This is a genomic window from Acinetobacter lwoffii (assembly GCF_015602705.1).
GTDB classification, from domain to species: Bacteria; Pseudomonadota; Gammaproteobacteria; order Pseudomonadales; family Moraxellaceae; genus Acinetobacter; species Acinetobacter lwoffii_E.
In genome coordinates this window covers 2,752,636-2,779,199 of record NZ_CP059081.1, presented here as the reverse complement: position 1 = coordinate 2,779,199, position 26,564 = coordinate 2,752,636, and the positions used below count along the sequence as shown (strand labels likewise).

Below are 26,564 nucleotides of genomic sequence, written 5' to 3'. Positions count from 1 at the left end.
TAAAAAGCTATTTACATGCACCAGGTACACGACATGCACAGCTTGAAGGAGCGTGACAGGCGTGATCATCACCACAGCGTGCTTCAATTGTGAAATCAGGGTATGGGCCAAACCAAACTTCATAAAGTTCTTTAGTTCGCTGGAAAGTATCTTTCAAATTTTGTTGGTCGACTTCATCATGGATTCCAAAATATGGATAGTGGTGCAGATAAGCTCCAAAAATTTTCAAGCAATCCATGTGGTAATTTCGAGTATCTAAAATGTGAGCATGCCAAAACTCATCAACAAGTTTATTAGGTACTAGCGTTTCTTTTGGATAGAAATATTTTAACGCTAGAAAACGTTTATATTCTTGCTCTGCAAATTCGCAAACTTTTTTTGACATGGTTGCTTCTTTACCTGATGTTAATTTAAATTTTAATTTATTGAAATTTAAACTCTCAACCGAAGTCGGCATATTTGAGCTTGCTAGAGTAGCTTTATGGTTAAAGTCTATTGCTAAATTTCCCATTTCTTTTTCCTTAGTAGGTTTATAGCGTTGTTGCTATGTAGGAAATATTGCCATGTAGCTTTATTTGGATTGGGGAATTTTAAGGGACAAAAAAACCCCGCATTAAGCGGGGTTTCTTTTTATCTCGGTATTTAAGAATTAAACACGTTCGATAATGGTCGCAATACCTTGACCTAGGCCGATACACATCGTCGCAAGACCGATTTGCGTATCTTGCTGTTCCATTACGTTCAGCAATGTTGTTGTGATACGCGCACCAGAACAACCCAATGGGTGACCCAATGCAATCGCGCCACCGTTATGGTTCACGATGTCTTGCTTATCATAAATGCCTAAGCCTTTAAGAACAGATAGACCTTGTGCAGCAAAGGCTTCGTTCAATTCAAAAGTCTGAATATCAGCAATTGACAGGCCAGCACGTTTCAACGCTTTTTGCGTTGCTGGAACCGGACCATAACCCATGATCGCCGCATCACAGCCTGCAACCGCCATAGAGCGAATTACAGCACGTGGCTTAAGACCTAAAGCTTGAGCACGTTCAGCAGACATTAGCAACATTGCAGAAGCACCATCAGACAATGCTGAAGAAGTCGCTGCAGTTACTGTACCGCCTTTCGGATCGAAGACTGGACGCAAAGATTTGAACGATTCAAGGTTCGCATCCGGACGGATCACTTCATCGATATCACACAGGATTTTGTAGCCATCTGCATTATGACCTTCAATGCCGACGATCTCATTCTGGAACAGACCGTTTTCAGTCGCAGCCCAGGCGCGGCGATGTGATTCCACACCAAACGCATCCTGTTCTTCACGGCTAATGCCGTTCATACGACCCAACATTTCAGCAGTTAAGCCCATCATGTTCGACGCTTTGGCATAATGCTTAGACGCTTCAGGGTTCAGGTCGATGCCGTGCATCATGCCCACATGGCCCATGTGCTCAACACCACCGATGATGAAGATATCACCCTGGTTCGTCGCAATTTGCGCAGCCGCAGTGTGAATCGCCTGCATAGACGAACCACAAAGACGGTTCACCGTTTGACCTGCAACAGTCTTCGGCAAGTCTGCCAGTAATGCGATATTACGGGCAATGTTCATACCTTGTTCTAGGGTTTGGTTCACACAGCCCCAGATTACGTCTTCAACTTCATGCGGGTCGAATTCGTTACGTACCAATAGGGCACGGACAAGCTCAGCAGACATCGAGTCGGCACGTACATTGCGGAACATACCGTTTTTGGTTTTACCCATTGCTGAACGTACGCCATCAACGATGACAACGTCACGTGGATTTAAAGTAGCCATTCACGTTGCTCCTTAACCGTAGAATTTTTTGTTGTTAGCAGCCATTTCGCGCAACATTTCTGGCGCTTCATAAGCTTTACCAAGGTGCGCATACTTATTGCAAAGCGCAACATACTCAGCTACACCAGTTTGATCGATGTAACGGCATGGACCACCACGGAATGGAGGGAAACCAACACCCATGATCATAGCCATATCTGCTTCAGCAGCAGTGGCTACAATGTTGTCTTCCAGGCAACGAACAGTTTCGTTACAGAAAGCCAGCATCATGCGATCAATGATTTCCTGAGCGTCAAATTCACGTTTTTCCGCAGTTGCAACAGATGCCACAAGCTCATACGCAGTTGGATCAACCACTTTGGCTTTTTTGCCTTTACGGTCAAGTTCATACTTGTAGAAACCAACGTCGTTCTTTTGACCCAGACGGTTGTTTTCGTACATCACCTGAATCGAACCTTTGAAATCAGGTTTCATACGATCCGGGAAGCCTTCAGCCATCACTTCTGCACCGTGTACGCCAGTGTCGATACCGACAACGTCCATCAGGTAAGCAGGGCCCATTGGCCAGCCGAATTTTTCCATGACTTTATCGATTTGCTGGAAGTCAGCACCATCTTTAAGCAACAGGTCAAATGCACCGAAGTAAGGGAACAATACGCGGTTCACGAGGAAGCCCGGGCAGTCATTGACCACGATTGGTGTTTTACCCATTTTCTGAGCAAGTACTACAGTCGTTGCAATCGCTTCGTCAGAAGTCTTCGCCCCACGAATCACTTCAACCAGTGGCATCATATGTACCGGGTTAAAGAAGTGCATGCCCACGAAGTTTTCAGGACGTTCTAGGTTTTCAGCCAGGCGCGTGATTGAAATCGTAGAAGTATTAGATGCAATGATCGTGTTGTCACGAACTTTCGCTTCAGTTTCTTTCAGTACGATACCTTTGACTTTTGGATTTTCAGTCACGGCTTCGATCACGATGTCCACTTCTTTAAACTCGTCATAGCTTAAAGTCGGACGGATGCGCGCAAGAGTTTCACCCATTTGAGCAGGCTTCATCTTCTTACGTTCAACTTGTTTGGTCAGTAAACCGTTAGCTTCTTTCATACCCAAAGCAAGTTGCTGGTTACCGATGTCTTTCATGATGATCGGTGTGCCTTTGCTTGCCGCCTGGTAAGCAATACCACCACCCATGATACCTGCGCCTAGAACAGCCGCCTGGTTCACTGGATGCGCACCTTTTTCATAGCGCTTCGAGGTTTTTTTCACGATCTGGTCATTCAGGAACAAACCGATCAAGGCACCTGCTTGTGGTGTGACTGCTGCTTTAGCAAAACCTTCAGCTTCCGCTTTCAGCGCGTCATCACGATGCAGGCTCGCACCCGCTTGAAGAGAATCAAGCAGTAATTTTGGTGCAGGGTATTGAGCTGGATTAGCTTTTGCCAGAACCATGCCTTTCGATGAGTTAAACGCCATCATCTGTTCGATCGGGCTGAGTTTAACTGGATCGAGTTTTTCCTGACGCTTGGTTTTCCAGTCTAAACGGCCATGAATCGCCTGTTTTACCAGATCAAGTGCAGCATCTTGTAGCTTGTCAGCAGGAACGACAGCATCGACTGCGCCGTCTTTCAGTGCAGCAGCTGGCTTCTTAGGATTGGCCATTGCCATCCATTCTACCGCGTTGTCGATACCGATTAGACGGCTTAAACGCACTGTACCACCGAAGCCCGGGAAGATACCCAGCTTGATTTCAGGTAGGCCCACTTGTGCCTGTTCTGACATGACACGGTAGTCACACACCAGGCACATTTCGAAACCGCCACCCAGTGCCATGCCATTAATGGCAGCCACTTTAGGAATGTCGAGGTCTTCGAAGCTGTTAAAAATTTCATGTACTGGCATTGCCCAGTCAACAATCGCTTGTTCACCCTGAGCAAAGTTGTCGCCGAATTCAGTGATATCAGCACCTACAATAAATGTAGATTTGCCTGAAGTCACAATCAGACCTTGAATATCGGCATGGGAGACGGCTTCGATAGCAGCCTTGAAATCTTCAATCGTTGCACGGTTGAATTTGTTAACGGACTCACCTTGTAAGTCAAAGCGGAATTCTGCAATCCCGTCCTCAAGCATTTGGACGGTAATGGCATTGCCAGCGTGGATCATGCCCTGATCTCCTTTATTTTGGAGGACTTCTAAGTTGATGTTGTGAAGCAAGTGCGCATGTCCCGCGCACTTTTTGACTTCGCTAATCTTACGATAACTATATCCAAAAAGAACATAACAAGTTGTATCAAGCCGTGACGCAATGGTCATCAATTTCTGCCAGACTGATCCGCCCCGCTATAACTTTTCCTTTCAGTTTTCTAAAAGAAGATGAACCAAAGATTTTGTTTCAATTCATTATTTTTTATCAATCAGCCTGATAGATATGGAGCAGGGTGACTGATTTTCAAGGTGCATTTCTAGCGGAATTTTGTCAATTCAGTCAATTTCTATCCTTGAACTTGCCATTTTTAGCCTCGAAGTATGCTGAGCGCAGGGCTTTCAGGTCTTTGCTGATAGTATTTAATCAGCACAAATAACAGTGTATTAGATCATTTGAGTTACTGAACTTTTCTGATGAGATCGAAAATGGGAACGATCCTGTCGATGTGTGATTTAAAATAATTTCCATCCTGCCGGGTTGAATCCCTGTCATCTGCTATGGAATTGTTTATGATGATCTTGCACTTAGATATGGGGGATATCGATGCACGTATTTCGTTCTAAAAAAGACTGGTGGCTGCTGGCTTTTGTGATTTGTATGAGTGGCCTGTTGCTGCAACTACTGCTGACCATGCAGGCCAAAGGCACTATGCAGCAATATCCGCTGCACACTGCGGTTTATGTCCTGACTATTATCATTTTATGGTGGCCGCTGTGGAGTACGCGCTATGTGATGGACAATGGGGTGTTGACCATAAAAAGCCTGTGGTTAAGCTGGAAGATTCCCTTAAGTGAAATCCAATCCATTCAGCCCACAGACCACTCTATCATTGCGCCAGCCTTATCTTTAAAGCGTCTGCGGATTGACTATACTGATGCGGGCGTGCAGAAATTTATATTGGTTTCACCCAAAGATCAAACTGCTTTTATACAGGTGCTTCAGCCGAATAAAAACTGATATCGAGTCTGCCTTAGTTAAGCTTTTGCTTGCTCAGGCAGAACCACCAGCTGTCCATCGACACAGTCCAGATGCAGACTGAACTGCTCAGGCTGGTTTAAAAAATACAGCGCCAGAATCGGCTCCAGTTCGGTACGCATCTTGCGGCCCAAATGTCGGGCGCCGTAACGAATATCATGGTCCTGATAGAAATAGGCTTTGGCTGAAGCGCTTAAATGCACGCTGCGTTGCTGATGTTGCAAGCGCTTGTTCAGTTTATCCAGTTCAATTTCGACCAGACGTGGCAGGGCATCATGCTGTACCGCCTGATAATGCAGGCTGCGGTCAATCCGGTTCAGAAATTCAGGGTCGAATTTACGCTGCATGACTTTTTCAATGATGCGCTGGGTGGGAACGCGCTTCAGACACAGTGCCTGCATTTTCTCAGGCAGATAGCTGAGTTTGTCCAGATATTGCTGCGCCGCCTGTGCCCCGACATTGCTGGTCATAAAGATCATGCAATTGCGAAAATCGATAGTTTTGGTACCCGCTGTTAAGGTCAGCCGGCCAGTATCCAGCACGTTCATCAAGCCGCGAATCACCTCGTTACTGGCTTTTTCCAGCTCATCAAATAGCATGATGCCGGGCCGGGTATGGCTGCCGGCAATCGCAGTTTCATCAAACAGGCTGTGACCTTCCTTTGATCCCACATAACCAGGCGGTGCGCCGGTCAAAGCCGCTGCATAATGTTCCTGTGCCAGAGTATTCATATCAATCCGGCAAAAGGCATCCGGGCGGCCATAGATCGCTTCGGCAATCAGACGCACAGTTTCTGTTTTACCGACGCCAGTAGGACCCAGCATCAAGGTAACCGACAAAGGGCGATCCGGACTGGAAAAATCTGCCTTGACCACATGCAGCATTTTTTCAATTTCATTCAGGGCTGCATCCTGCCCAATAATCCGTTCACGTAGCAGCTGCATTACATTATTTGGCTCGAAATGAAAACGCGGTTTACCAATCAGGCGATCACGTTCAGACAGACTATGGGTGGAGGTGGAGGGTTGAACAATATGAATGTCCGATTGCTGCATGGTCATGCGAATCATCTCAAAACTAGACTTTTTGAGCATAACAAAGTTAAAGGTTGAAATTTATAGCTTTTAACAATTAGGTTATGTCGTGAGGATTATAGATTGGGGGGATAACCCGACAGTAACTTTAAGATTGGATGGCAACTTCAGGGGAATTTTGTGTTTTTGCTTGAAAATGACGCAACAATCATCACATATATCTGCAGATTGTAGGTGAAAAATAGGCTTTAGGTGAACGAAAACGCACGCCCCCATATTGAAAAAATCCTGGCGAATATGACCAGTCTGCCCGGGGTCTACCGGATGTATGGCAAAGACGGCGAATTATTGTATGTGGGTAAAGCCAAAAACCTGAAAAACCGGGTCTCCAGCTATTTTGTCAAAACGCTGGATCATCCCAAAACCCAGGCCTTGGTGGCACGGATTTATGATATCCAGACCCTGGTGGTACGTTCTGAAACTGAAGCCTTGTTGCTGGAACAGAACCTGATCAAGCTGCATCATCCGCCCTATAACATCATGCTGCGTGATGACAAATCTTATGTCTATATTTTTGTTTCGGCAGATAAACCCTATCCGCGTTTAGCCAGTGGGCGCGGCAAGGGCAAGCACCAGGTGGGCAAGTTTTTTGGACCTTATCCGAGTGCGTATACCGCCCGGGATACTCTGGTGGTGCTACAAAAACTGTTCAATGTGCGTTCCTGTGAAAACAGTTTTTTTGCCAACCGGACCCGGCCATGTCTGCAATACCAGATCAAACGCTGCTCTGCGCCCTGTGTCGGATTTATTTCTCCGGAAGACTATAAGGCAGATGTCGATAACTCGATCCGCTTTTTGCAGGGCGATACCAAGGAGCTGAATCAGGAACTGATCGCAAAAATGGAAGCGGCCGCTGAAGCGCTGGAATTTGAAAAAGCGGTGTTCTATCGGGACCGGATGGCGCTGTTAAGGGATGTGCAGTCGCAGCAGGCGATCTATAAGCTCAAAGGCGAAGCGGATATCCTGTCGATTGCCTATCAGGCCGGTGTGACCTGTGTGCAGATCATGCATGTGCGCAACGGTAAAATGCTGGGTGGAAAAAGTTATTTCCCGGATATGCTTAGTGATGACCTGGGGCAAATGCTGGCCGATTTTATTGCCAATTTTTATTTTCAGGTAGCAGATGAAATCCCGGCTGAACTGATTGTCAATCTGGAAGTGGCTGATCGTAAGGAACTGGAAGCAGCACTGTCGCAGCATTTTGGCAAGAAAATCCAGATCAAGTCCAAAGTCCGCGAAACCCGGGCCGAATGGCTGGAACTGGCGCAGATGAATGTACAGCACGCGATTCAGGGCAAGCTGGCCAATCATATAGAATTAAATGAGCGTTTTCATCAGCTGGAGCAGGTGGTCGGCCATCCTGTAGACCGGATCGAGTGCTTCGATATTTCACATACCATGGGCGAAGATACCGTGGCATCCTGTGTAGTCTTTGATAGTGGTGGTGCGCGCAAGCGCGATTATCGCCAGTTTTCCATTCACGATATTCAGGCGGGCGATGACTATGCCGCCATGCGTCAGGCGCTGACCCGTCGTTATAAGAAAGCCCTGTTGCCAGACTTGCTGCTGATTGATGGTGGCAAGGGGCAATTGCACATGGCAATGGAAGTCATGCAGGAACTGGGACTGGATGCCTTTATGGTCGGTGTGTCCAAAGGTGAGGGACGTAAGCCTGGTCTGGAAACCCTGCACTTTACCGATGGCAGTAAAATTCAATTACCGGAGGATCATAAGGCACTGCATCTAATTCAGCAGGTACGTGATGAAGCACACCGCTTTGCGATTACCAAGCATCGTGCCAAACGCGATAAAAAGCGTGGTTCATCAGTGCTGGAAGTTATTCCGGGGCTCGGACCAAAACGCCGTCGGGATTTGCTGACCCATTTTGGCGGGATTCAGGGCGTACTGAAAGCCTCAGAAAGAGATCTGCAACTGGTACCGGGACTGGGTTCAGTCATGGCCCGGATGATTTATAAAGTGCTGCATGAATGACGCGTGGCTTAAATGCAAGGGCCAAAGTGCGCATTGACGCTTGGGTCACGTGACATTCACAACCTGAAGAATTTTGCCGAATATACTGAGCATCAAGACTTACTGAGGGATCAACATGTCTTTACATGCACTTTATGCACAAATTGCCGAACAGGAATGGGTAGAGTTTCCACAGGGATGGTTACAGGGTCGTACTCTGTATGGTGGTCTGGCTGCCGCGATGATGATGCAAAAAGCCGTCACTCACATCAATGATCCGGCCAAGCATTTGCTGAGTTGCAGTGTGACCTTTGTCGGCCCGATTCAGCAAGCCAAAGTACGACTGAGTGCCGAAATCCTGCGGCAGGGCAAGTCGGTGACCACGATTGAAGTGCGCTTATGGCAGGACGACGCGGTGCAAAGTATTCTGATTGCCAGTTTCGGTATTTCCCGTGATTCAGAGATTCAGGTACAGCAACAAGCTCAAGCACCTGACTATGCTGTGCCAGAGCAGCTGTTTCAGATTCCTGCGGGTTATGGCATGCCAGACTGTTATGACCATTTCGAAGTGGCTTGGGCGGATATCAATCTGCCTTGTAGTGCCAGTCCTCGTCCGGACTTTGGTGGCTGGTGCCGATTTCATCCTGAAAAGCATCACAATCGTGAATTTTTGGTCGCCGACCTGATGGCCATCTTTGATATCTGGCCACCCGGGGTGTTACCGATGTTTAAAAACATGGCACCTGCGAGTAGTCTGACCTGGACAGTGACCTATGTGCATCCGGTTCAACATCAATTGCATGATTGGTTTAAATATAAAGTATTTACCGACTATGCTGCGGATGGTTATGCGACGGAGCATACCTATCTCTGGGATGCCGAAAATCGCCTGATTGCGATGGCAAGACAAACAGTGACGGTGTTTGCCTAGTGACACTGCAAGTCAATTCGTATAAAGTGAAGCCTATTAATGATGGATCAAACCTCTAAAAAAGTGTGCATTTTCATCGTACATGAGGGGAACAATTGGCGGTGTCTATGACTACAGGTCGTATCCTGAATATTCCAAATATCTTGACCTTGGCGCGTATCGCTCTTATTCCGGTATTTTTATTGGTGGCTTACTGGCCGCCTGCCATGGGCTTTGATGCCCATAACCCCGATATGACGCGGCATATCATTTTAACCACGATCTTTGTGGTGGCTGCGGTAACGGACTGGTTTGATGGCTATCTGGCACGTACATTAAACCAGACTTCTGCTTTTGGACGTTTTCTCGACCCAGTTGCAGATAAATTGATGGTCGCAGCTGCACTGATTGTACTGGTGCAATGGCAGCCTTCCATGTCGATGGCTTTTGCTGCGATTGTGATTATTTCGCGTGAAATTACCGTTTCAGCCCTGCGTGAATGGATGGCAGAACTCGGTGCGCGGACCAATGTTGCGGTTTCAACGGTGGGTAAATACAAAACTGCTTTCCAGATGATCGCCATCACCGTATTTCTGTTAAATTGGCCACCGCTGGAAATGCTGGCGTATGCCTTGCTATACACCGCAGTGGTACTCACCTTATGGTCGATGTTCATTTATCTGAAAGCGGCTTGGCCATATCTGAAACAGCCTTAATCGAAATGAAAAGAGAAGCTCCTTGAAAGGGGGCTTTTTTTATGCGCTTAAATTATCAAGCCAATCGGCAAATTGCAGGCAAAAAAATACCCAGCCTTTGGGGGAAGAACTGGGATAAAATCGGGGTATTTGTTGCTTATTATTATAGTTATTCAAAGATATCTCATCTTCTTAGGGCTTATTATAGAGAGACAGTTTTTTTTAATCATGTGGCTTCTTGTAGCAGAATGTTGTGTTTTGTGAATACTCTGTATATTGCTTTTACAATCCATTATTTTGATACAAATCTAAATGTTTTTCAGCAGGATAGTGACTGACTCGATAGACGAAATAGGATAAGTGAAAATCTGTTTTTTGTGCCCTAAATATTGGTTAGTAAGATTTGCTAGATTTAGTCAAAAAATCCCCTGAGATAGGGGATAGATTTATGCCTACGCGGACTTCATCTTTGTCTCGTGTAACAAAAGAAAAGCAGGGCTTTAATGTGAAAAGCTTCTGTATGGGGAGCTCTTTACATTCAAAACTACGTGCTTAGCTGGTCTTGAGTAATGTTTAGAACAACACATAAAAAAGAATCTCCAAAGTTGGAGATTCTTTTGGATTAAAATCTACGCGGACTTCGTCCTTGTCTTACGTAAAAAAGAAAAGCAGTGCTTTCTTTTTTACTCAGGCTTCAGCCCTTCGGCTTTTTCTAGGGATGCATCATTGTTAAAGAACTTTTCACGCTGTTCTTCAAGAAACTTTTTCGCATCTGCTTCAAACACGTTCAAACGCTTTTCATTAATTAGCGTAGTCTGGTGTTTTAGCCATTCTTGCCAAGCCTGTTTAGACACGGTGTCAAACAATTCCTGACCCTTTGGCCCCGGGAATGGAGCAAAGTCTAAACCTTCCATGTCCGCCTGATACTTACGGCAAAAAACTTGTCGAGACATATCCATACTCCAAAATTATGCGTAAAGTTGTTCCAAACGTGCATGTGCACGCTCAATGGCTGCTTTCACTTGAGCAGGCGCAGTGCCACCAATGTGGTTACGTGCATTTACCGAGGCTTCAAGAGTTAAGGCTTTTTCAAATACGTCTGCTTCAATCAGGTCAGAGAACTGTTGCAGTTGTTCGAGTGTTAATTCAGACAGGTCTTTAGATTCTTGTACACCGAGTGCAACTGCTTTACCTACAATCTCGTGCGCATCACGGAATGCCACGCCGTTTTTCACCAGGTAATCAGCCAAGTCAGTCGCAGTTGAGAAACCACGCAGTGCTGCTTCGCGCATTTCAGCAATGTTTGGAACCAGTGCAGGAATCATGTCGGCAAATGCCATGAGTGAGCCGCGAACTGTGTCGATGGCATCAAATAATGGCTCTTTGTCTTCCTGATTGTCTTTGTTATAGGCGAGTGGCTGGCCTTTCATTAAAGTTAGCAGGCTCATCAAATCGCCATAGACACGACCGGTTTTACCACGTACCAGTTCAGGCACATCCGGGTTTTTCTTCTGCGGCATGATCGAAGAACCAGTACAGAAACGATCCGGAATGTTCACGAATTTGAACTGTGCAGACGTCCATAGAATCAGTTCTTCAGACATACGTGACAAGTGCATCATGATTAAAGATGCAGCCGCATTAAATTCAATCGCAAAGTCACGATCCGATACTGCATCCAGCGAGTTTTCAGCAACAGCTTCAAAACCTAGCAGTTCAGCAGTATAAGCACGGTCGATTGGATAAGTAGTACCTGCAAGTGCAGCAGAACCAAGCGGCATACGGTTGACACGCTTACGGCAATCAATCAGACGTTCTGAATCGCGTACCAGCATTTCAAACCAAGCCATGAGATGATGACCAAAAGTCACTGGCTGAGCGGTTTGCAAGTGGGTGAAGCCTGGCATGATGGTGTCGGTGTTTTTAGCCGCTAAGCTTAAAATACCTTTTTGTAATTTTTTCAGTAATTCCAGGATGCTATCGATTTCATCGCGTACATAAAGACGGATATCTGTAGCCACCTGGTCATTACGGCTACGACCGGTATGCAGTTTCTTGCCAGTAATGCCGATACGTTGAGTCAGGCGTGACTCAATGTTCATGTGGACATCTTCTAAATCAATGCGCCATTCAAAGTTGCCTGCTTCAATATCGGCTTGAATCGCTGTCAGACCTTCAATAATGTCATCGCGTTCTTGCGTGGTCAGTACGCCCACTTTGGCCAGCATGGTTGCATGGGCAATCGAGCCTGCAATATCTTGTTTATAAAAACGTTGGTCAAATTGAACAGATGCTGTAAATTCAGCAACAAAAGCATCAGTCGCTTCAGAGAAACGACCGCCCCACATACCCGAAGTCTGGGCGTGTGATGGATTAGAGGAATTAGAAGATGTGGTCATGTCGGCTCAATCAGATTAAAAGCAGTAGAACGAAAAAGAGTATAACAAATTCAAAGCCCATTGCCGAAGTCACATCTGCTCAATCTTTTACATCGATAAACGAACAGACGCAAAATTCCTATTTTTTTAGCCAGATCGGCAATCTACGCTATTTGCTGGAACTGTTTGCTGGCGGCAATATTCTGGCCATGATTCTGGCGCTTGCAGAAGCGCAATCCTGGCAGGCTTTGAATGGAATGCACCTGCTGCAATATATCCTGTATATCAACTGGGTACTGTTATGTTTTGCAGCACTGGTCGAGCTGTTCCATCAAGCCTTTCAACGTATGGGAATCAAACTGGCTTTGATTTCTGGATTTCTGCTGTTACAGGCAATTGTACTGCTCACTACGGTGAACCTGAATATCTTGATATATTTTGGACAGAATTTTAATTTTCAGGATTTAAACCTGGCGATTGCGCTGGATCAGGTTGGACTCCATTTAAGTCTGGGAATTTTACTGGGAACCTTCTGTTTTCGTTATCTTTACTTGCGTGAACAATGGGAGCAGCAGCAGCATAGCGAGCTGAATGCTAGAATTCAGGCCATGCAGGCACGGATTCAGCCGCATTTCCTGTTTAACAGCATGAATAGTGTGATCAGCCTGATCAGTATCGATCCGGATAAAGCCGAGCACATGCTGTTGAATTTGTCACGGTTATTTCGTGCCAGTTTTCAGGAATTAAAACTGGTCAACCTGCAGGAGGAAATTGATCTGTGCCAGCGCTATCTGGAGATTGAGCAGATCCGTCTAGGTGAGCGTTTGCAGGTGGAATGGAAGTTAGAAAACAAAGACTTATACTCACAAGTTCAAATTCCATTATTAACTTTACAACCCTTGTTAGAAAATAGTATTTTCCATGGAGTTGAAAAAATTCTCACAAAGAGTACCATAAGCATATTGGTTGAAATATTGCAAAATCAAATTAATATCATCATAACCAACCCTTATGCACAGGATAATAAAATTTTAAAAAAGGGACATGGTATTGCAATAGAAAATGTTAGACAGCGTCTGCAAGCTTATTATGGACCTAGTGTGACTTTTCAAACCTTTGCCGGCGAAGGGATGTTTACGACGGTAGTGCGATATCAATATAAATAAAAATAAATCAAAGAAATCGCAGTTGGCTTTATCATTCATCTGATGAGGTTAACTGGGTAAGGAGGAGAAATGGACATCCTGATTTGTGATGATGAGCCTTTGGCCGTCGAGCGTTTATCACGTTTGGTCTCTCAACTGGGGCATGATGTGGTGGCGACAGCAAGCCATGGCCGTCAAGCGATTGATCTGGCTCACCAATACGAACCCGATGTCATCCTATTAGATATTCAAATGCCTGAAATGAATGGACTAGCTTGTGCGCAACATTTGCGTCAACTGGATCCAATGCCGGCCATTGTCTTTTGTACGGCCTATGACCAACATGCGCTGGATGCATTTAAATCAAATGCCGAAGGCTACTTGCTTAAACCGGTGATGCAACAGGAATTGGCACAGGTTTTAGAGCACTTAACTAAACTTACCCAAGCTCAAATGAGCCAACTAAAACAAAAAGAAAATATGGACGAAATCAATATCAGCCGCCAGCAGATTGCGGCAAAGACCTATCGTGGTGTCGAATTGGTGCCAGTTGAAAATATCTATTATTTTCTGGCGGATCAGAAATATGTCACTGTGCGTCATAAAAACGGCAGTGTATTGATTGATGAAACCTTAAAGGAGTTAGAGCAGGAGTTTGGGAACCAGTTTATCCGGATTCATCGTAATGCCTTGATCTCGGTGCATTATCTGGATGGTCTGGAAGTGGTGAGTTCTGGTCAGTATCAGGTACGTTGTCGTGAGCTGGACGATCGTTTGGCGGTTAGTCGGCGACATTTACCGTTTTTACGAGATCGGATTCAAAAGCTTTAGCAGGGGATGAATGAGAGCATTGAGTTGAAACTTATATAAATTCACTTGCATTTTCAAGTGAGCAGGTTAAGTTTAGACTATTGTTCTCATTTACTGTTATTGAAATTTATGAAGACCCTAAAAATTGCAACTCGACAAAGTCCACTTGCGCTTTGGCAAGCGGAACACATCCGTGCGCGCCTACAAGATTTGCAAGCTGGTTTGCAGGTTGAGTTAGTCACTTTTGTTACACAGGGCGATAAAATTCTAGATACACCACTGGCTAAAATTGGTGGAAAAGGACTGTTTGTAAAAGAATTAGAAGCCGCTTTACTGGATGGTCGTGCAGATCTGGCTGTGCATTCCATGAAAGATGTCCCGATGGCCTTGCCCGAAGGTCTGAGTCTGGCAGTGATCTGTGAACGTGAAGATCCCTTAGATGCCTTTGTGTCGAATACCTACACTAGTTTTGAAGAATTGCCACAAGGCGCCAAAGTCGGAACCTCAAGCTTGCGCCGTAAAACCCAGATTTTAAAACAGCGTCCAGATCTGGATATTATCGATTTACGCGGTAATGTCGGCACACGCTTGTCCAAACTGGATGCTGGTCAGTATGATGCGATTATTCTGGCCAGTGCCGGTTTAAAACGCTTGGGTCTGGCAGAACGCATTCGTCATACTCTGACGCCTGAAGTCAGTCTGCCGGCCGTGGGTCAAGGTGCGCTAGGTTTGGAATGCCGTACTCATGATCAGACGGTGCTGGACTTGATTCAGCCACTCCTGCATGCGGATACAGATGCGTGTGTACGTGCCGAACGTGCCTTTAATGCCTATCTAGAAGGCGGCTGTCAGGTGCCGATTGCCGGTTATGCCACGCTCAAAGAGGGTGTGATTTCAATCGAAGGTCGTGTAGGCAGTATCGATGGAGCAGTTTTGCTCCGGGCACAGCAGACTGGAAAAACGGCAGATGCAGAGCAATTGGGTGTGAAGCTGGCAAAAGACTTGCTTGATCAAGGTGCTGGCGAGTTGCTGAAAGCACTCTATTCACACTGATGTTATTGATTAATACCCGCCCCAGTGATCGTGCTGCAGGTTTGACCCAGCAGTTACAGGCAGCGCAAGTGTCTGTTTTAGAATTGCCTTTGCTCGAACTGCATGCCATGCCTTATTCCGATGAGCTGTCGAGTTTGTATCAGCAGCTGGAGCAGGCACAGATTATTGTGGTGGTTAGCCCGACGGCCGCTCAGATTGGCATGCAATATTTACAACAGGCGGGTATTAAGCTCTCGGCCTTGGCGCAGGTGCATTGGGTGGCAGTGGGCAAAGCCACTGAACAGGCATTGGCGAGCTACGGCATTCATAGTCATGTGCCTGAGGTCGAAACCTCGGAAGGCATGCTGCAATTGCCTGTGTTGAAGCAACTGGCTTCTGGCTCAGGTGTAGCCTTCTGGCGCGGAGAAGGCGGTCGTCAATTTATGATGGATCATTTACGTGCCAGCAATATTAAAGTTTTAAACTTTATTTTGTACCGGCGGCAATGTCCTGAAACGACGGCAACGATTTTGGCAGAGAATTTGGCGCTGCTTAAGACACAGCAGCGTTTTGCAGTGCTGATCACCAGTGAGGCAAGCTGGTTAAACTGGCTGGCACTTATGCAGGATGATGCAGAGTTCATGCAGCACGTCTGTTATTTGGTTTTGGGGCCACGTTTGGCCACTATTCTTGGGGAATATCAACAGCAGCATCAGGCAAGTTTTCAATTCGTAAAAATCGATGATTTAGACGCAAATACGATCTTGCAGAAAATGGGGCTGATATTAGGGAACGCATGAAGAAACTATTCATTGTATTGTTCATCTTAAGTTTGTCATGGCTGGTCAAGCTCAGCTACGACCTTCATGTTCTGAATACAGCACAGACTGAATTTAATCAAAGCATTAATCAGTTACAGCAGCAAAATGCCAATCTCAATGATCAGTTTGTGGCTTTAAAACGCCAGATTTCTGCTCAGCAGGAAAGTGCTGGAGCTACTTCAGCGAAAGCGTCAGTAAATGAAGCGGCAACTGATGCACCGCAAAATGATATTGTCTTGGTGCAGCAACATCTGGATCTGATCGAATTTGCACTGCAACAGCAACAATACGCCACTGCGATTGAGAAATTAACTCAGTTATCTAATGAGCTGGATGATTATATTTTAGCGCCTGCCTTGGTCAGCAGTTTGCAGCAAGTGATTGCGAAAGATCAGGATATGCTGAAAAAATTCGTGAATAGTCGATTAGTGCAGCAAAATAAAGTAAAAGAACTCTTGGTGCAGATGGATGCTGAAATTGAAAAAGAAATTCAGACACCACATCGTCAGCGTCCAGAAACTCAACGCTCTTTCTGGCAGCGCTGGATTCAGATTGAATCCGCAGATCAGCCAAGCACAGTCTTGATGCAACGGCATCTGGTACTGAAAGAGGCCCAGTTGCGCTTGCTCATCGCACAAAATACCTTGCAAAAAGACCAATCCGTCGCTTTTCAGCAAGCACTGAATGCCGTGATTGAAGTCTTGGAGCAATTGCCGGATGCACAGAGCCAAAAATGGATTCAGCAATTGAATCAAATCAGGGCCACCCCGATTACTCCGATTCCATTATTAAACACACGCACCCTAGTGGGCTAATTGCTTATGAAACAGATTCTGCTGGCCTATTTATTTGTCTGCTTACTTGGCATTGCGGGACTGAGTATCCTGAGTTATGGACATGGGGCTGGCTATGTCTATCTGTATTGGCGCGAGTGGCAGTTACAAACTACCCTCTGGTTTTTGGCCGCATCCTTGGTCAGTGTAAGTTTTCTGATGCATTGCATCTGGTATGCCATCAAGCAGTATCGCAGCCGTGAACAGCGTAAAACTGAAACGGTCTTTAGTTTTTCCCTCTTGCACCCTTATGAACAATTGGCTGTGATCTGGTTATTAAACGCTGCGCAGGATCAGCGGGATTTTATTCAGCAGTCTTTTACCAAGTCGGGTTTACTTAAACATATTATTGATGCACGTTTATCTTGGGGGCAACAGCAATATACCCATGCATTAACTGCTTTAAATCAGTCTAGTCCGATGGCATTTGAATTGGCAGAATTGCAACGAATTGAAATTTATTTATCACAACAGCAAGGTGAACAAGCACTTACCCATTTGGAGTTTTTAAATCAGCATGAATTATCACCTTGGTTAATACAGGTTAAAACCGCCTATGAGCAGCGCCTTGTATCCTTATGGGGGGTATTTGCCATGCAATTTCCTTGGTTATATTTACGTTCGACCCAATATGGGCATTTAGACCAAGAAGTAAAAAAAACATGGCTGGAACAATTATTATTGGCCTATGATCAAGCCACACATGACGATTTATTTTATTTACAGCAACGATATTTAGATTTAAAGCCTCAGATATTTGATCGTGAATATTCGGTCAAATTATTATGGTTGAAATTGTTATTTAGAATGCCAGAAATGAGTGCCGAGCATGAAGTGCTTGCAATTCATTTAATGGAACAGCAATTTAATCAGGATGTCTTTTATTTGTGGTTCCAGCAACAGTTATTGCGTCAAAACCCGGATTATAATGCGATTGCACAACAGATTTCGCACTGGGAAGCCAAATATCCGGCATTACCGATTTTAAGCTTTGCGAAATGGCATGTGTTGCAAGCTACAGGCTATACAGATCAAGCTCAGCAATTGCTCGACTTATATCCGGATGATATCCGGATGAGTTATTTAAGAATTAAAGCTGCCTTACAAGATCGGGAGGACTTGCTACAGCAGTTAAATGCAGTATTTGAATCGAATGTAAACTTTATAGAAATTAAGACTTGAGAATAATGATGTCAGAATTAAAACAATATCCAGTTATTTATGAACAAACAGTTGCATGGGGTGATATGGATGCCTTTGGACATGTCAATAATGCCATGTATTACCGTTATGTCGAAAGTGCACGTCTAGCTTATTTAACCCAATTAGAAATTCTCACTGAATCGGTATCTACCGTAGTGGCATCCAATCAGTGCCGTTATTTAAAACCCGTGGTTTTTCCTGATCATTTAAAAGTGGCAGCACGTATTGAAGAAATCCGTAATAGTGCAGTTAGAATGCAATATGTATTATGGAGTGAAAAACAGCAAAGTATTGTTGCTACTTCAGAAGCATTTATTGTCTGTGTCGATAAAAAGACCATGCAGAAAACAGAAATTCCGGAACATATTCGCGAAAAAATCAAAACACTTGAATTAAGCGTTCAACATGAAATTTAAAAATGAATGAATCATTTTGATTTGTAATTTTTTTTAAACTTTATTGTTATTGGTCTAAGGTTTTATATTGAATGTTTTATTTAATATAAATATGATGGGGCTATTATTTAACAAAACGAATAATATTATTTTTCGGAGAGCATTATGCCAGATATTACGCATTTATCAGTAGAAGAGTTAAAACGTTTACAAGCAGAAGCAGAATCACTGATTGCTTCAAAAAAAGATCAAGAGATTGAAGACGCTTATCAGCAAATCTTGGCAGTTGCCGAGAAAGTGGGTATGACAGTTGAACAGTTACTTGAATTTGGTGCGTCTAAACGTAAAAAATCATCACGTAAGTCGGTTGAGCCGCGTTACCGTAGCAAAAGCAATCCGGACGATACCTGGACTGGCCGTGGTAAACAGCCGCGCTGGTTGGTGGCTGAATTGGAAAAAGGCGCAAAGCTGGACGATTTCCTGATCTAAGCCTTCATTTGATCTGGTCATTAGGCTGTCATACAGACAGTCTATGATCATTAAACCAAGCATACCTGCTTGGTTTTTTTATATCTATGAATTGGCGTTGGCAGAAAAGTGTGCATAATGTGTGGGTATAAGGGGAAAATTATAAATGGGGATTTGGACTTGAGCGATTGGTCGTGGTGGGGATGAGCAGTAAACCGAAAACTTTAAGATGGTTGATCCTTGCTCTTGTTGCATTTTTTATTTTTGTCGTATTACAAGTGCCAGCAGCCTGGTTAATTTCAAAATTTTATAAAAATAACCAGACTTTGCATAATGTAAACGGAAATATCTGGCAGGGAAGTGCGGACTGGAAAAAAGGCAATCTTCGGGGCAGTCTGAACTGGAAGGTACGGCCGCTGGATTTGCTGTTGCTGCGGGTTGGAGCACATGTTGATTTGCATAGTGGCAATACACAGCTTTCCGGGATCATGGCTTATAGTCTGAATAAGTCTTTGATTGTCAAAAATCTTGAAGGGCAGGTCGCGCCTGAAACTCTAAAAAAACTTGCAGACTGGCAATGGCCGAGTACTGCGATTCAGTTTAAAGATCTGGATTTTAAATATAAAAAAGAACAGGGCTTCAGTCAGGTGGCCGGACAAATGCAATGGGCGGGTGGTGAGCTGATTTATACCTTTGCTCAGCGTCAGGAACGCATGAATGTACCCGCCATGACTGGAAAACTCGCAGATGAAAGTGGACAGCTGTTAGTTGATGTTCGGGATAGTCGCGATCAACGCATGCTGAATATCAAGCTTGATCCGAGTCTGATGCTGGATATCCAGCTCACCCAGCGCTTTTTAATGAATGCACCTTCTTATGAAGGTAAAGCCGGATTAGATACCTATGTGATCAGTACCCGCCAACCCTTAATGGGAGGCTTGAATTGATGACAGTTTCTCTGAATGATTTAAAAAATATTGAACTGAAACAGCTCAATCGTGCTGCACCTGTGGTTTTGTTACTGCTCATCCTGTATCTATGCTGGAAGCTGGCGGCTTTGTTCTGGTTGCTGATAGCTCCACCCCAGGCCATGCAGCTGGAGCGGGTTGAACTGGGTTCGCAACAGCCGCAAATTCCGAATATCGGTGCATTTTCGCTGTTTCAGGAAGTTGGGCAGTCTGCGGGTGTGGTTGAAACGGCCAATATCATTTTACAAGGGGTGATGGTCGCCAGTCCAAGTTATAACTCTTCTGCGGTACTGAAAATCAATGATCAGGTCGATCGTTACCGTGTCGGGGAAATGTTGGCCAATAGCGGTTTTGAGTTGGCTGAAGTGCATTGGGATCGGGTTATTTTGCGTCGATCCACAGGTGCTACTCAGGAAATCTTATTCAAAGGTCTGGAAAATGGCTTGAATCAGCCGATTGTGCCGGAAACATCAGCATCTTCAAGTTCAATACCTGCTATGCCTTCTAACAGTGGTATGCCTGAGCAGCCTTCGCCACAGAATGAAATTGGTCGGGCCATCCAGCAGATGCAGGAAAACAAAAACCAGTATTTACAGAATATGGGGGTTAGTGCAGCAGATGGTAGTTATGAAGTGACTTCACGGACGCCGGCTGCATTGCGTAATCGCCTGGGTTTAAGACCGGGCGACCGGATTTTGTCTTTAAATGGTCAGACGCTGAGCCAGGGACAGACCGAAGCACAATTACTGGAACAGGCCCGACGTGAAGGTCAGGTCAAACTCGAAATAAAACGTGGTGATCAGGTGATGACCATACAACAAGATTTGAAGTGATGTGTCATCACACATAGGGTTAGGAAACACGAAAGTTTATGGCTTTATTTAATAATAATCGATCAGCATGGGCATTCTGTGTGGCCGCACCGTTAATGGCTATAGTCAGTACGGCGAGTTATGCACAAACCTGGAAAATCAACCTTCGAGATGCTGACTTAACTGCATTCATTAATGAAGTGGCCGATATTACCGGCAAAAACTTCGCAGTCGATCCGCGGGTACGTGGCAACGTGACGGTCATCTCCAATAAAGCCCTGAATAAAAATGAAGTCTATGACCTGTTTTTAGGCGTGCTGAATGTCAATGGTGTGGTGGCAATTCCTTCGGGTAATACCATCAAGCTGGTGCCTGACAGCAATGTCAAAAGCTCAGGCATTCCCTATGATGCCAGAAGCCGTGCTAGTGGTGACCAGATTGTGACCCGGGTGTTGTGGCTGGAAAATACCAATCCGAATGACCTGATTCCTGCATTGCGTCCCTTGATGCCGCAGTTTGCACATCTGGCGGCGGTGCCGGGGACAAATGCTTTAATTGTGTCGGATCGTGCCAGTAATATTTACCAGTTGGAAACCATTATTCGCAATCTGGATGGTACCGGTCAAAATGACATTGAGGCGGTAAGCTTACAATCCAGTCAGGCTGAGGAAATGATTGGACTGATCGAGTCCATGACTGCCACCGGTGGAGCTAAAGATGTCCGCGGTTCACGGGTGCGGGTGATTGCAGATACTCGTACCAACCGGATCATCATCAAAGGTGATCCCACGACGCGCAAACGGGTGCGTCAAGTGATCGAAACTCTGGATGTGCCGGCTGCGGATCGTTTGGGCGGTTTAAAAGTTTTTCGTCTGAAATATGCCAGTGCCAAAAATCTTGCGGAAATCTTGCAGGGGCTGGTGAGCGGGCAGGCGGTGAACAGTAGTAATTCAAATTCAGGTAGCACAACCTCGACCTCGACCTCGACCTCGACCTCGTCTTCGCTCAGTTCTGGCAGTAATTTAAATAACAACAATACGACTACCGGTTCGAGTAGCAACACCTCTTCAGGCATTCAGCTGAATACCGGCATGAATAATGAGCAGGGCGGAATTACCAGTTTTAATGGTAATGGCGTCAGTATTATTGCCGATACCACGCAAAATTCTCTGGTGGTGAAAGCGGATCCACAACTGATGCGAGAAATTGAATCAGCAATTGACCAGCTGGATATCCGTCGTCAACAGGTGCTGATCGAAGCCGCGATTATTGAAGTGGAAGGAACCGATGCGGATCAACTCGGTGTGCAATGGGCCTTGGGTGATATCAGCAGTGGGATTGGGCTGGTGAACTTCGATAATTTTGGGACTAGTCTGAAAAATATTGCGGCCGGTTATCTCACCGGTGGTGGTGCAGGTGCTGCAAGTGCCGTGGGCGCGGGCAGTTCACTGGTACTCGGTGATTATCGTGAAGGCAGTGATGGTTCCCGTCGTCTGTATGGTGCGATGATTCAGGCACTCAAAGAAACCACTAAATCCAACCTGTTGTCTACGCCGTCGATTGTGACCATGGACAATGAAGAAGCCTATATCGTAGTGGGTGAAAACGTACCCTTTGTCACAGGCTCAGTGTCTACAGGTGCTGCTGGAGTGGCCAACCCCTATACCACCATTGAACGTAAGGATGTCGGGGTCACTTTAAAGGTGGTCCCGCATATTGGCGAAGATGGTACGGTACGCTTGGAAGTGGAACAGGAAGTTTCTGATGTCAAAGCCAGTAAAGGGCAGGCGCAGGATCTGGTCACCAGCAAGCGAGCGATCAAAACCTCAATTCTGGCCGAACATGGGCAAACTATTGTCCTTGGCGGTTTGATTTCAGATAACACCAGTTATGGACGCCAAGCGGTGCCGGGTCTGGGTGCAATTCCAGGCTTGGGACGTTTATTTCGTTCTGAAGGCAAATCCAATCAGAAGCGTAATTTACTGATCTTTATCCATCCAACTATCGTGGGCGATAAAAATGCAGTACGTAAACTGACCCAGCAACGCTATAGTCAGCTATATAGTCTGCAACTCGCACTCGATTCAGATGGGAACTTTGCCAAGCTACCAGAAAGTGTTGAAGATGTGTATCAGCAGCGCATTCCGGTATCCAGAACGCCATTGCAAAACTCGACTTATCAAACTGTGCCGACCGCACCCGTTCAGGCGCAGCCAGCCAATGTAGTTGTTACGCCGGTAGCGATAGAACCAGTGATTCAGCGACAAGTGGTAGAACCCGTCCAACAGGTAGAAAAAAGTAAAAATACCGTTACAACAACCACACTTAGACCCAAAAGCTAAGTCATTCGCATTTGCAGACAGCATGTTATGATAATGTCAAAGAGAACAGAGAAGTAACTTTCATGACTTGGAAAATACACGCGATTACAGGCGACTTAACAGGACAGGAAATTAGCATTGACCGTGATATGCTGGTGGGGCGTCATCAGGCGGCAGATATCGTGTTACAGGCTGCGGAAATCTCCCGTAAACATGCGGCATTTTTACTAAAGGATGATGCGCTCTGGGTGCAGGATTTGGGTTCATCGAATGGCACTTTCGTCAATGATGTGCAGATTGCGCAAGAAACCTTATTAAAGCAGGATGACATTGTTCAGTTTGCCAGCTTGAAATTTTCAGTAATGGCGCCTGCGGCTGCAGTAGAGGTTCCAGCAGAAATTGAAGCAACGGCAGAAAAAGTCGTGGAACAGGTCGAAGTCGCTGAGCCTACACCTGCACAGCAAATGAATGATCAGGGAATGCCGGAACTGAAACATCGTGATGCTACGGTACAATTAACCCGTGATGGCATGCCAACCAATGTCGGTATTCCAAAACCGGCACCTATTCCGGAAGGCGTGGACATTAATGCGGTAAAACCAGAGCCTACCCCAATTCCGGTTGAGCAGCCTGTATCACGTGTAGAACAGGAAAAAGAAACCCAGAAAAATGTATCTGTAGGTTTGATTTCAGTGATTGTGCTGATTATTTTGGCAATTATGGCTTGGTTGTTGTTCAAATAAGCTGATGATTGGTTACAATCAAGGCATGCATAGCGCATGCCTTTTTTGTGGCTGCGAACATTATAAAAGAGGGTCGGGATGTCTATTGCACAATTAGAAAAGCGTGAACTGATCTTGTTTGATCTGGATGGTACCTTGGTGGATTCAGCACATGATCTGTATCGCGCCATGAATATGAGCCTGAATGTGCTGCAATTGCCTCTGGTGACCGAAGAACAGGTACGGACCTGGGTAGGCAAGGGCACGGCGATATTTTGTGAGAGTGTATTGCAGCATCTGGTTGGCGAAGTTACGCCGGCACAGCATCAGGAACTCTTAACGACTTTTCTGGATATCTATAATGTCGATCCCTGTGTCGATACCGTTCCTTTTCCGGGAATCCTGAAATTTCTGGACTGGGCCAAAGCCCAAGGTAAAACCCTGATTTGTGTGACCAATAAGCCTGAACTTCCTGCCCGCAGTATATTAGATACCTTGGATATGGCTCATTATTTTGCCGATACCATTGGTGGTGACCGTTTTACTGAACGTAAACCGCACCCACGCCAGTTGCTGCACTGTGTTGAACATTATGGCGTAAGTAAAGAACAGGTTTTGCTTATTGGAGATTCTTCCAATGATGTCGAAGCTGCGCGCCGCGCCGGGATTGATTGTGTTGTAGTCAGCTATGGCTATAATCATGGTGAAAATATTGCAGATTGTCAGCCACAGCAGATTGTGGATGATCTTAGAGAATTACTTGCCTAATACGCGTACTAAGGAAAGAAAATGAATAGTTGTAAGGTTTTTCGATGGCGTCGCTCAGTTCAATTCTATTTACATACTGAGTAACCCTAATTTAAAGAGAAAAACCGCATGACCACTCAAGCACAATTCCAGCAACTTGCTGCGCAAGGCTATAACCTCATTCCTGTTTATCGTCAGCGTCTGGCGGATACCGATACACCACTTTCTATTTTTGCTCGGCTCAAACAGCATCAGCAGGCTTATTTATTCGAGTCTGTAGAAGGGGGAGAGAACTGGGCACGTTATTCGATTATCGGATTAGGTGAATCTACCGTATTTTCCTGCAACGCCGGCGAGCTAACGATACAGCACGCAGATGCTTCGATTGAAAAGCAGCATTGTGCTGACCCATTTCAATATATTCGAGACTTTCAGGCTCAATTTAAGGTGCCTACCCAGGCAGAATTGCCGGACTTACCGAGTTTTACTGGTGGACTAGTCGGTTACTTTGGTTATGACGCGGTGCGCTATATCGAGCCGAAATTAAAAAATGTACCGGAAGCAGATCCGGTCGGTTTACCCGACATCTGGATGATGCTCTCTAAAACAGTGATTGTCTTTGATAACCTGAAAGATACCTTGTTCTTAATTGTACATGCGGATGCCACTACCCCCGGTTCTTATGAAAAAGCACATGAACAATTAAATGAATTGGAAAATATTCTGGCCACGCCCATCAGCCTTAAAGCTGAAAAACATACGCCGCCACATTTTGAGTCCCTCACCGGACATGACAACTTCATTGCTTCGGTCGAAAAGGTCAAAGAGTATATTCGTGCCGGTGATGTAATGCAGGTGGTGCCGGGGCACCGGATGGTCTCTGATTTCGATGGTGATCCGCTACAAGTGTATCGTGCGCTGCGTCATCTCAATCCATCACCGTATTTGTTCCTGGTGCAAGGGCAGACCTTGGAAAACAACACGCCATTCCATATTGTCGGTTCTTCACCGGAAATTCTGTCCCGTCTGGAAAATGGAATTGCCACAGTTCGTCCATTAGCGGGGACCCGTCCACGCGGCAAAACCAAAGAAGAAGATCTGGCGCTTGAGCAAGACTTATTGTCTGATGAAAAAGAAATTGCTGAACATGTCATGCTGATTGACTTGGGACGTAATGATGTGGGACGCATCGCAAAAATTGGCAAAGTGCAGGTGACTGATCAAATGGTGATCGAACGTTATTCGCATGTGATGCATATTGTCTCCAATGTGCAGGGTGAAGTACGTGATGATGTCGATGCCCTGGATGTTTTTAAGGCAACTTTCCCAGCAGGTACACTTTCAGGTGCACCAAAAATCCGTGCGATGGAAATTATTGACGAGGTTGAGCCGGTAAAACGTGGAATTTTCGGTGGCGCTGTTGGTTATTTAGGCTGGCACGGCGAAATGGACATGTCGATTGCGATTCGTACCTGTGTCATTCGCGAAAATAAGGTCTATGTTCAGGCTGGAGCAGGGTTAGTTGCCGACTCAAATCCTGAATCTGAGTGGAATGAAACCCAAATAAAAGCTCGCGCAGTGATCAAAGCGGTTGAATTATCATCAAATGGTTTGATTTTATGAGTTTTTGACGTTTTTTTTGAAAAAAACACTTGCAAGGATTCTGAGTTTTGCTAAACTGCACACCGTTCCGATACGAAACGTACGAAACACTAAGAAACGCCGGCATAGCTCAGTTGGTAGAGCAACTGACTTGTAATCAGTAGGTCCACAGTTCGAATCCGTGTGCCGGCACCATATTAGAAGTTTGGTAGTGTGAAGTAAAGAACAGCACTGATGTAAGTGTAAAAAATGGTGAGGTTCCCGAGCGGTCAAAGGGGGCGGACTGTAACTCCGCTACGAAAGTTTCGAAGGTTCGAATCCTTCCCTCACCACCAATTTTAAGACTTCAATAAGTGGTTTGTACCAACATCGTGCGGGAGTAGCTCAGTTGGTAGAGCGGTAGCCTTCCAAGCTACATGTCGCGAGTTCGACCCTCGTCTCCCGCTCCATTGAAGTACTAATATTTGCTCTTATAGCTCAGTGGTAGAGCACTCCCTTGGTAAGGGAGAGGTCTCGAGTTCAAATCTCGATAAGAGCTCCAGATTACAGTTTAGCAACTTTGTTGCAAAGAAATTCCAAAAGCAGGCTATTTAGTCTGCTTTTCAAGTATTTGGTGTTCGGTTTTTTTAAACGA

General features: G+C 45.4%; 24 protein-coding genes and 4 tRNA genes. 22 read left to right on the top strand and 6 right to left on the bottom strand.

What is annotated here, in order from left to right; translation table 11 throughout:
* Window positions 1-7: 7 nt before the first annotated feature.
* The 3 genes from H0S56_RS13210 to fadB form a co-directional block, all read right to left on the bottom strand.
* Window positions 8-511: a glycine-rich domain-containing protein gene (locus H0S56_RS13210; RefSeq protein WP_004278644.1), complete on the bottom strand. Its 504-nt coding sequence runs from the start codon at window positions 509-511 to the stop codon at window positions 8-10.
* Window positions 512-649: 138 nt separating this feature from the next.
* Window positions 650-1,822 carry an acetyl-CoA C-acyltransferase FadA gene (gene fadA / locus H0S56_RS13205; protein ID WP_005108092.1) on the bottom strand — a complete coding sequence of 391 codons (1,173 nt, stop codon included), beginning with the start codon at window positions 1,820-1,822 and terminating at the stop codon, window positions 650-652.
* A gap of 12 nt (window positions 1,823-1,834) precedes the next feature.
* Window positions 1,835-3,985, bottom strand: a complete 2,151-nt coding sequence (gene fadB / locus H0S56_RS13200; protein ID WP_195725258.1) for a fatty acid oxidation complex subunit alpha FadB — start codon at window positions 3,983-3,985, stop codon at window positions 1,835-1,837.
* Between the two features lie 586 nt (window positions 3,986-4,571).
* Between fadB and H0S56_RS13195 the strand changes: the two genes are divergently transcribed.
* Window positions 4,572-4,985 carry a PH domain-containing protein gene (locus H0S56_RS13195; protein ID WP_005105414.1) on the top strand — a complete coding sequence of 138 codons (414 nt, stop codon included), beginning with the start codon at window positions 4,572-4,574 and terminating at the stop codon, window positions 4,983-4,985.
* A 17-nt stretch (window positions 4,986-5,002) separates the two neighbouring features.
* Here the strand turns inward: H0S56_RS13195 and H0S56_RS13190 are convergent, their stop codons facing one another.
* Window positions 5,003-6,064: an AAA family ATPase gene (locus H0S56_RS13190; RefSeq protein ID WP_195726095.1), complete on the bottom strand. Its 1,062-nt coding sequence runs from the start codon at window positions 6,062-6,064 to the stop codon at window positions 5,003-5,005.
* Window positions 6,065-6,289: 225 nt separating this feature from the next.
* Between H0S56_RS13190 and uvrC the strand changes: the two genes are divergently transcribed.
* The 3 genes from uvrC (at window position 6,290) to pgsA (ending at window position 9,694) form a co-directional block, all read left to right on the top strand.
* Entirely contained in the window at window positions 6,290-8,089 is a 1,800-nt protein-coding gene (gene uvrC / locus H0S56_RS13185; protein ID WP_005108089.1) for an excinuclease ABC subunit UvrC, read from the top strand.
* Window positions 8,090-8,204: 115 nt separating this feature from the next.
* Entirely contained in the window at window positions 8,205-8,999 is a 795-nt protein-coding gene (locus tag H0S56_RS13180; RefSeq protein ID WP_195725257.1) for a thioesterase family protein, read from the top strand.
* Window positions 9,000-9,106: 107 nt separating this feature from the next.
* Window positions 9,107-9,694: a CDP-diacylglycerol--glycerol-3-phosphate 3-phosphatidyltransferase gene (gene pgsA, locus H0S56_RS13175; protein ID WP_016806864.1), complete on the top strand. Its 588-nt coding sequence runs from the start codon at window positions 9,107-9,109 to the stop codon at window positions 9,692-9,694.
* Between the two features lie 662 nt (window positions 9,695-10,356).
* Here pgsA and H0S56_RS13165 read toward each other — a convergent pair.
* Together H0S56_RS13165 and argH are read right to left on the bottom strand one after the other, a co-directional pair.
* Window positions 10,357-10,626, bottom strand: coding sequence for an oxidative damage protection protein (locus H0S56_RS13165; RefSeq protein WP_004278636.1), 270 nt, complete (start codon window positions 10,624-10,626; stop codon window positions 10,357-10,359).
* Between the two features lie 15 nt (window positions 10,627-10,641).
* Window positions 10,642-12,072, bottom strand: coding sequence for an argininosuccinate lyase (gene argH, locus H0S56_RS13160; RefSeq protein ID WP_195725255.1), 1,431 nt, complete (start codon window positions 12,070-12,072; stop codon window positions 10,642-10,644).
* Here argH and H0S56_RS13155 point away from each other — a divergent pair.
* From H0S56_RS13155 to H0S56_RS13070, 18 genes are all read left to right on the top strand, one after another.
* A complete protein-coding gene (locus tag H0S56_RS13155) occupies window positions 12,063-13,217 on the top strand; it encodes a sensor histidine kinase (RefSeq protein ID WP_004278635.1) in 1,155 nt (384 codons plus the stop codon). The genes argH and H0S56_RS13155 overlap by 10 nt on opposite strands.
* 69 nt (window positions 13,218-13,286) lie before the next feature.
* Window positions 13,287-14,027, top strand: coding sequence for a LytR/AlgR family response regulator transcription factor (locus H0S56_RS13150; RefSeq protein WP_004278633.1), 741 nt, complete (start codon window positions 13,287-13,289; stop codon window positions 14,025-14,027).
* Between the two features lie 108 nt (window positions 14,028-14,135).
* Complete coding sequence (gene hemC, locus H0S56_RS13145; RefSeq protein ID WP_005105424.1) at window positions 14,136-15,059, top strand: hydroxymethylbilane synthase; 924 nt, start codon at window positions 14,136-14,138, stop codon at window positions 15,057-15,059.
* Complete coding sequence (locus tag H0S56_RS13140) at window positions 15,059-15,838, top strand: uroporphyrinogen-III synthase (RefSeq protein ID WP_195725254.1); 780 nt, start codon at window positions 15,059-15,061, stop codon at window positions 15,836-15,838. The genes hemC and H0S56_RS13140 overlap by 1 nt, the downstream gene beginning before the upstream one ends.
* On the top strand, window positions 15,835-16,674 hold the full coding sequence (locus tag H0S56_RS13135; protein ID WP_195725253.1) for a hypothetical protein: 840 nt from the start codon (window positions 15,835-15,837) through the stop codon (window positions 16,672-16,674). The genes H0S56_RS13140 and H0S56_RS13135 overlap by 4 nt, the downstream gene beginning before the upstream one ends.
* A 6-nt stretch (window positions 16,675-16,680) precedes the next feature.
* A complete protein-coding gene (locus H0S56_RS13130) occupies window positions 16,681-17,874 on the top strand; it encodes a heme biosynthesis protein HemY (protein ID WP_195725252.1) in 1,194 nt (397 codons plus the stop codon).
* Between the two features lie 8 nt (window positions 17,875-17,882).
* Window positions 17,883-18,311 carry an acyl-CoA thioesterase gene (locus tag H0S56_RS13125; protein ID WP_195726094.1) on the top strand — a complete coding sequence of 143 codons (429 nt, stop codon included), beginning with the start codon at window positions 17,883-17,885 and terminating at the stop codon, window positions 18,309-18,311.
* A 141-nt stretch (window positions 18,312-18,452) separates the two neighbouring features.
* Window positions 18,453-18,779 carry an H-NS histone family protein gene (locus tag H0S56_RS13120; RefSeq protein WP_026055760.1) on the top strand — a complete coding sequence of 109 codons (327 nt, stop codon included), beginning with the start codon at window positions 18,453-18,455 and terminating at the stop codon, window positions 18,777-18,779.
* A gap of 182 nt (window positions 18,780-18,961) precedes the next feature.
* Window positions 18,962-19,705 (top strand): type II secretion system protein N, encoded by a 744-nt coding sequence (gene gspN, locus H0S56_RS13115; RefSeq protein ID WP_195725251.1) that lies wholly within the window; start codon window positions 18,962-18,964, stop codon window positions 19,703-19,705.
* Window positions 19,705-20,559 (top strand): type II secretion system protein N, encoded by an 855-nt coding sequence (locus tag H0S56_RS13110; RefSeq protein ID WP_195725250.1) that lies wholly within the window; start codon window positions 19,705-19,707, stop codon window positions 20,557-20,559. The genes gspN and H0S56_RS13110 overlap by 1 nt, the downstream gene beginning before the upstream one ends.
* A gap of 38 nt (window positions 20,560-20,597) precedes the next feature.
* Window positions 20,598-22,880: a type II secretion system secretin GspD gene (gspD, locus tag H0S56_RS13105; protein WP_195725249.1), complete on the top strand. Its 2,283-nt coding sequence runs from the start codon at window positions 20,598-20,600 to the stop codon at window positions 22,878-22,880.
* A gap of 62 nt (window positions 22,881-22,942) precedes the next feature.
* On the top strand, window positions 22,943-23,602 hold the full coding sequence (locus H0S56_RS13100; RefSeq protein ID WP_004729299.1) for an FHA domain-containing protein: 660 nt from the start codon (window positions 22,943-22,945) through the stop codon (window positions 23,600-23,602).
* 78 nt (window positions 23,603-23,680) lie between these two features.
* Entirely contained in the window at window positions 23,681-24,349 is a 669-nt protein-coding gene (locus H0S56_RS13095; RefSeq protein ID WP_195725248.1) for a phosphoglycolate phosphatase, read from the top strand.
* A gap of 108 nt (window positions 24,350-24,457) precedes the next feature.
* Window positions 24,458-25,951, top strand: a complete 1,494-nt coding sequence (gene trpE, locus H0S56_RS13090; protein WP_195725247.1) for an anthranilate synthase component I — start codon at window positions 24,458-24,460, stop codon at window positions 25,949-25,951.
* A 98-nt stretch (window positions 25,952-26,049) separates the two neighbouring features.
* Window positions 26,050-26,125, top strand: a tRNA-Thr gene (locus H0S56_RS13085).
* Between the two features lie 56 nt (window positions 26,126-26,181).
* Window positions 26,182-26,265, top strand: a tRNA-Tyr gene (locus tag H0S56_RS13080).
* 38 nt (window positions 26,266-26,303) lie between these two features.
* A tRNA-Gly gene (locus H0S56_RS13075) sits at window positions 26,304-26,379 on the top strand.
* Window positions 26,380-26,396: 17 nt separating this feature from the next.
* Window positions 26,397-26,471, top strand: a tRNA-Thr gene (locus tag H0S56_RS13070).
* Window positions 26,472-26,564 lie beyond the last annotated feature (93 nt).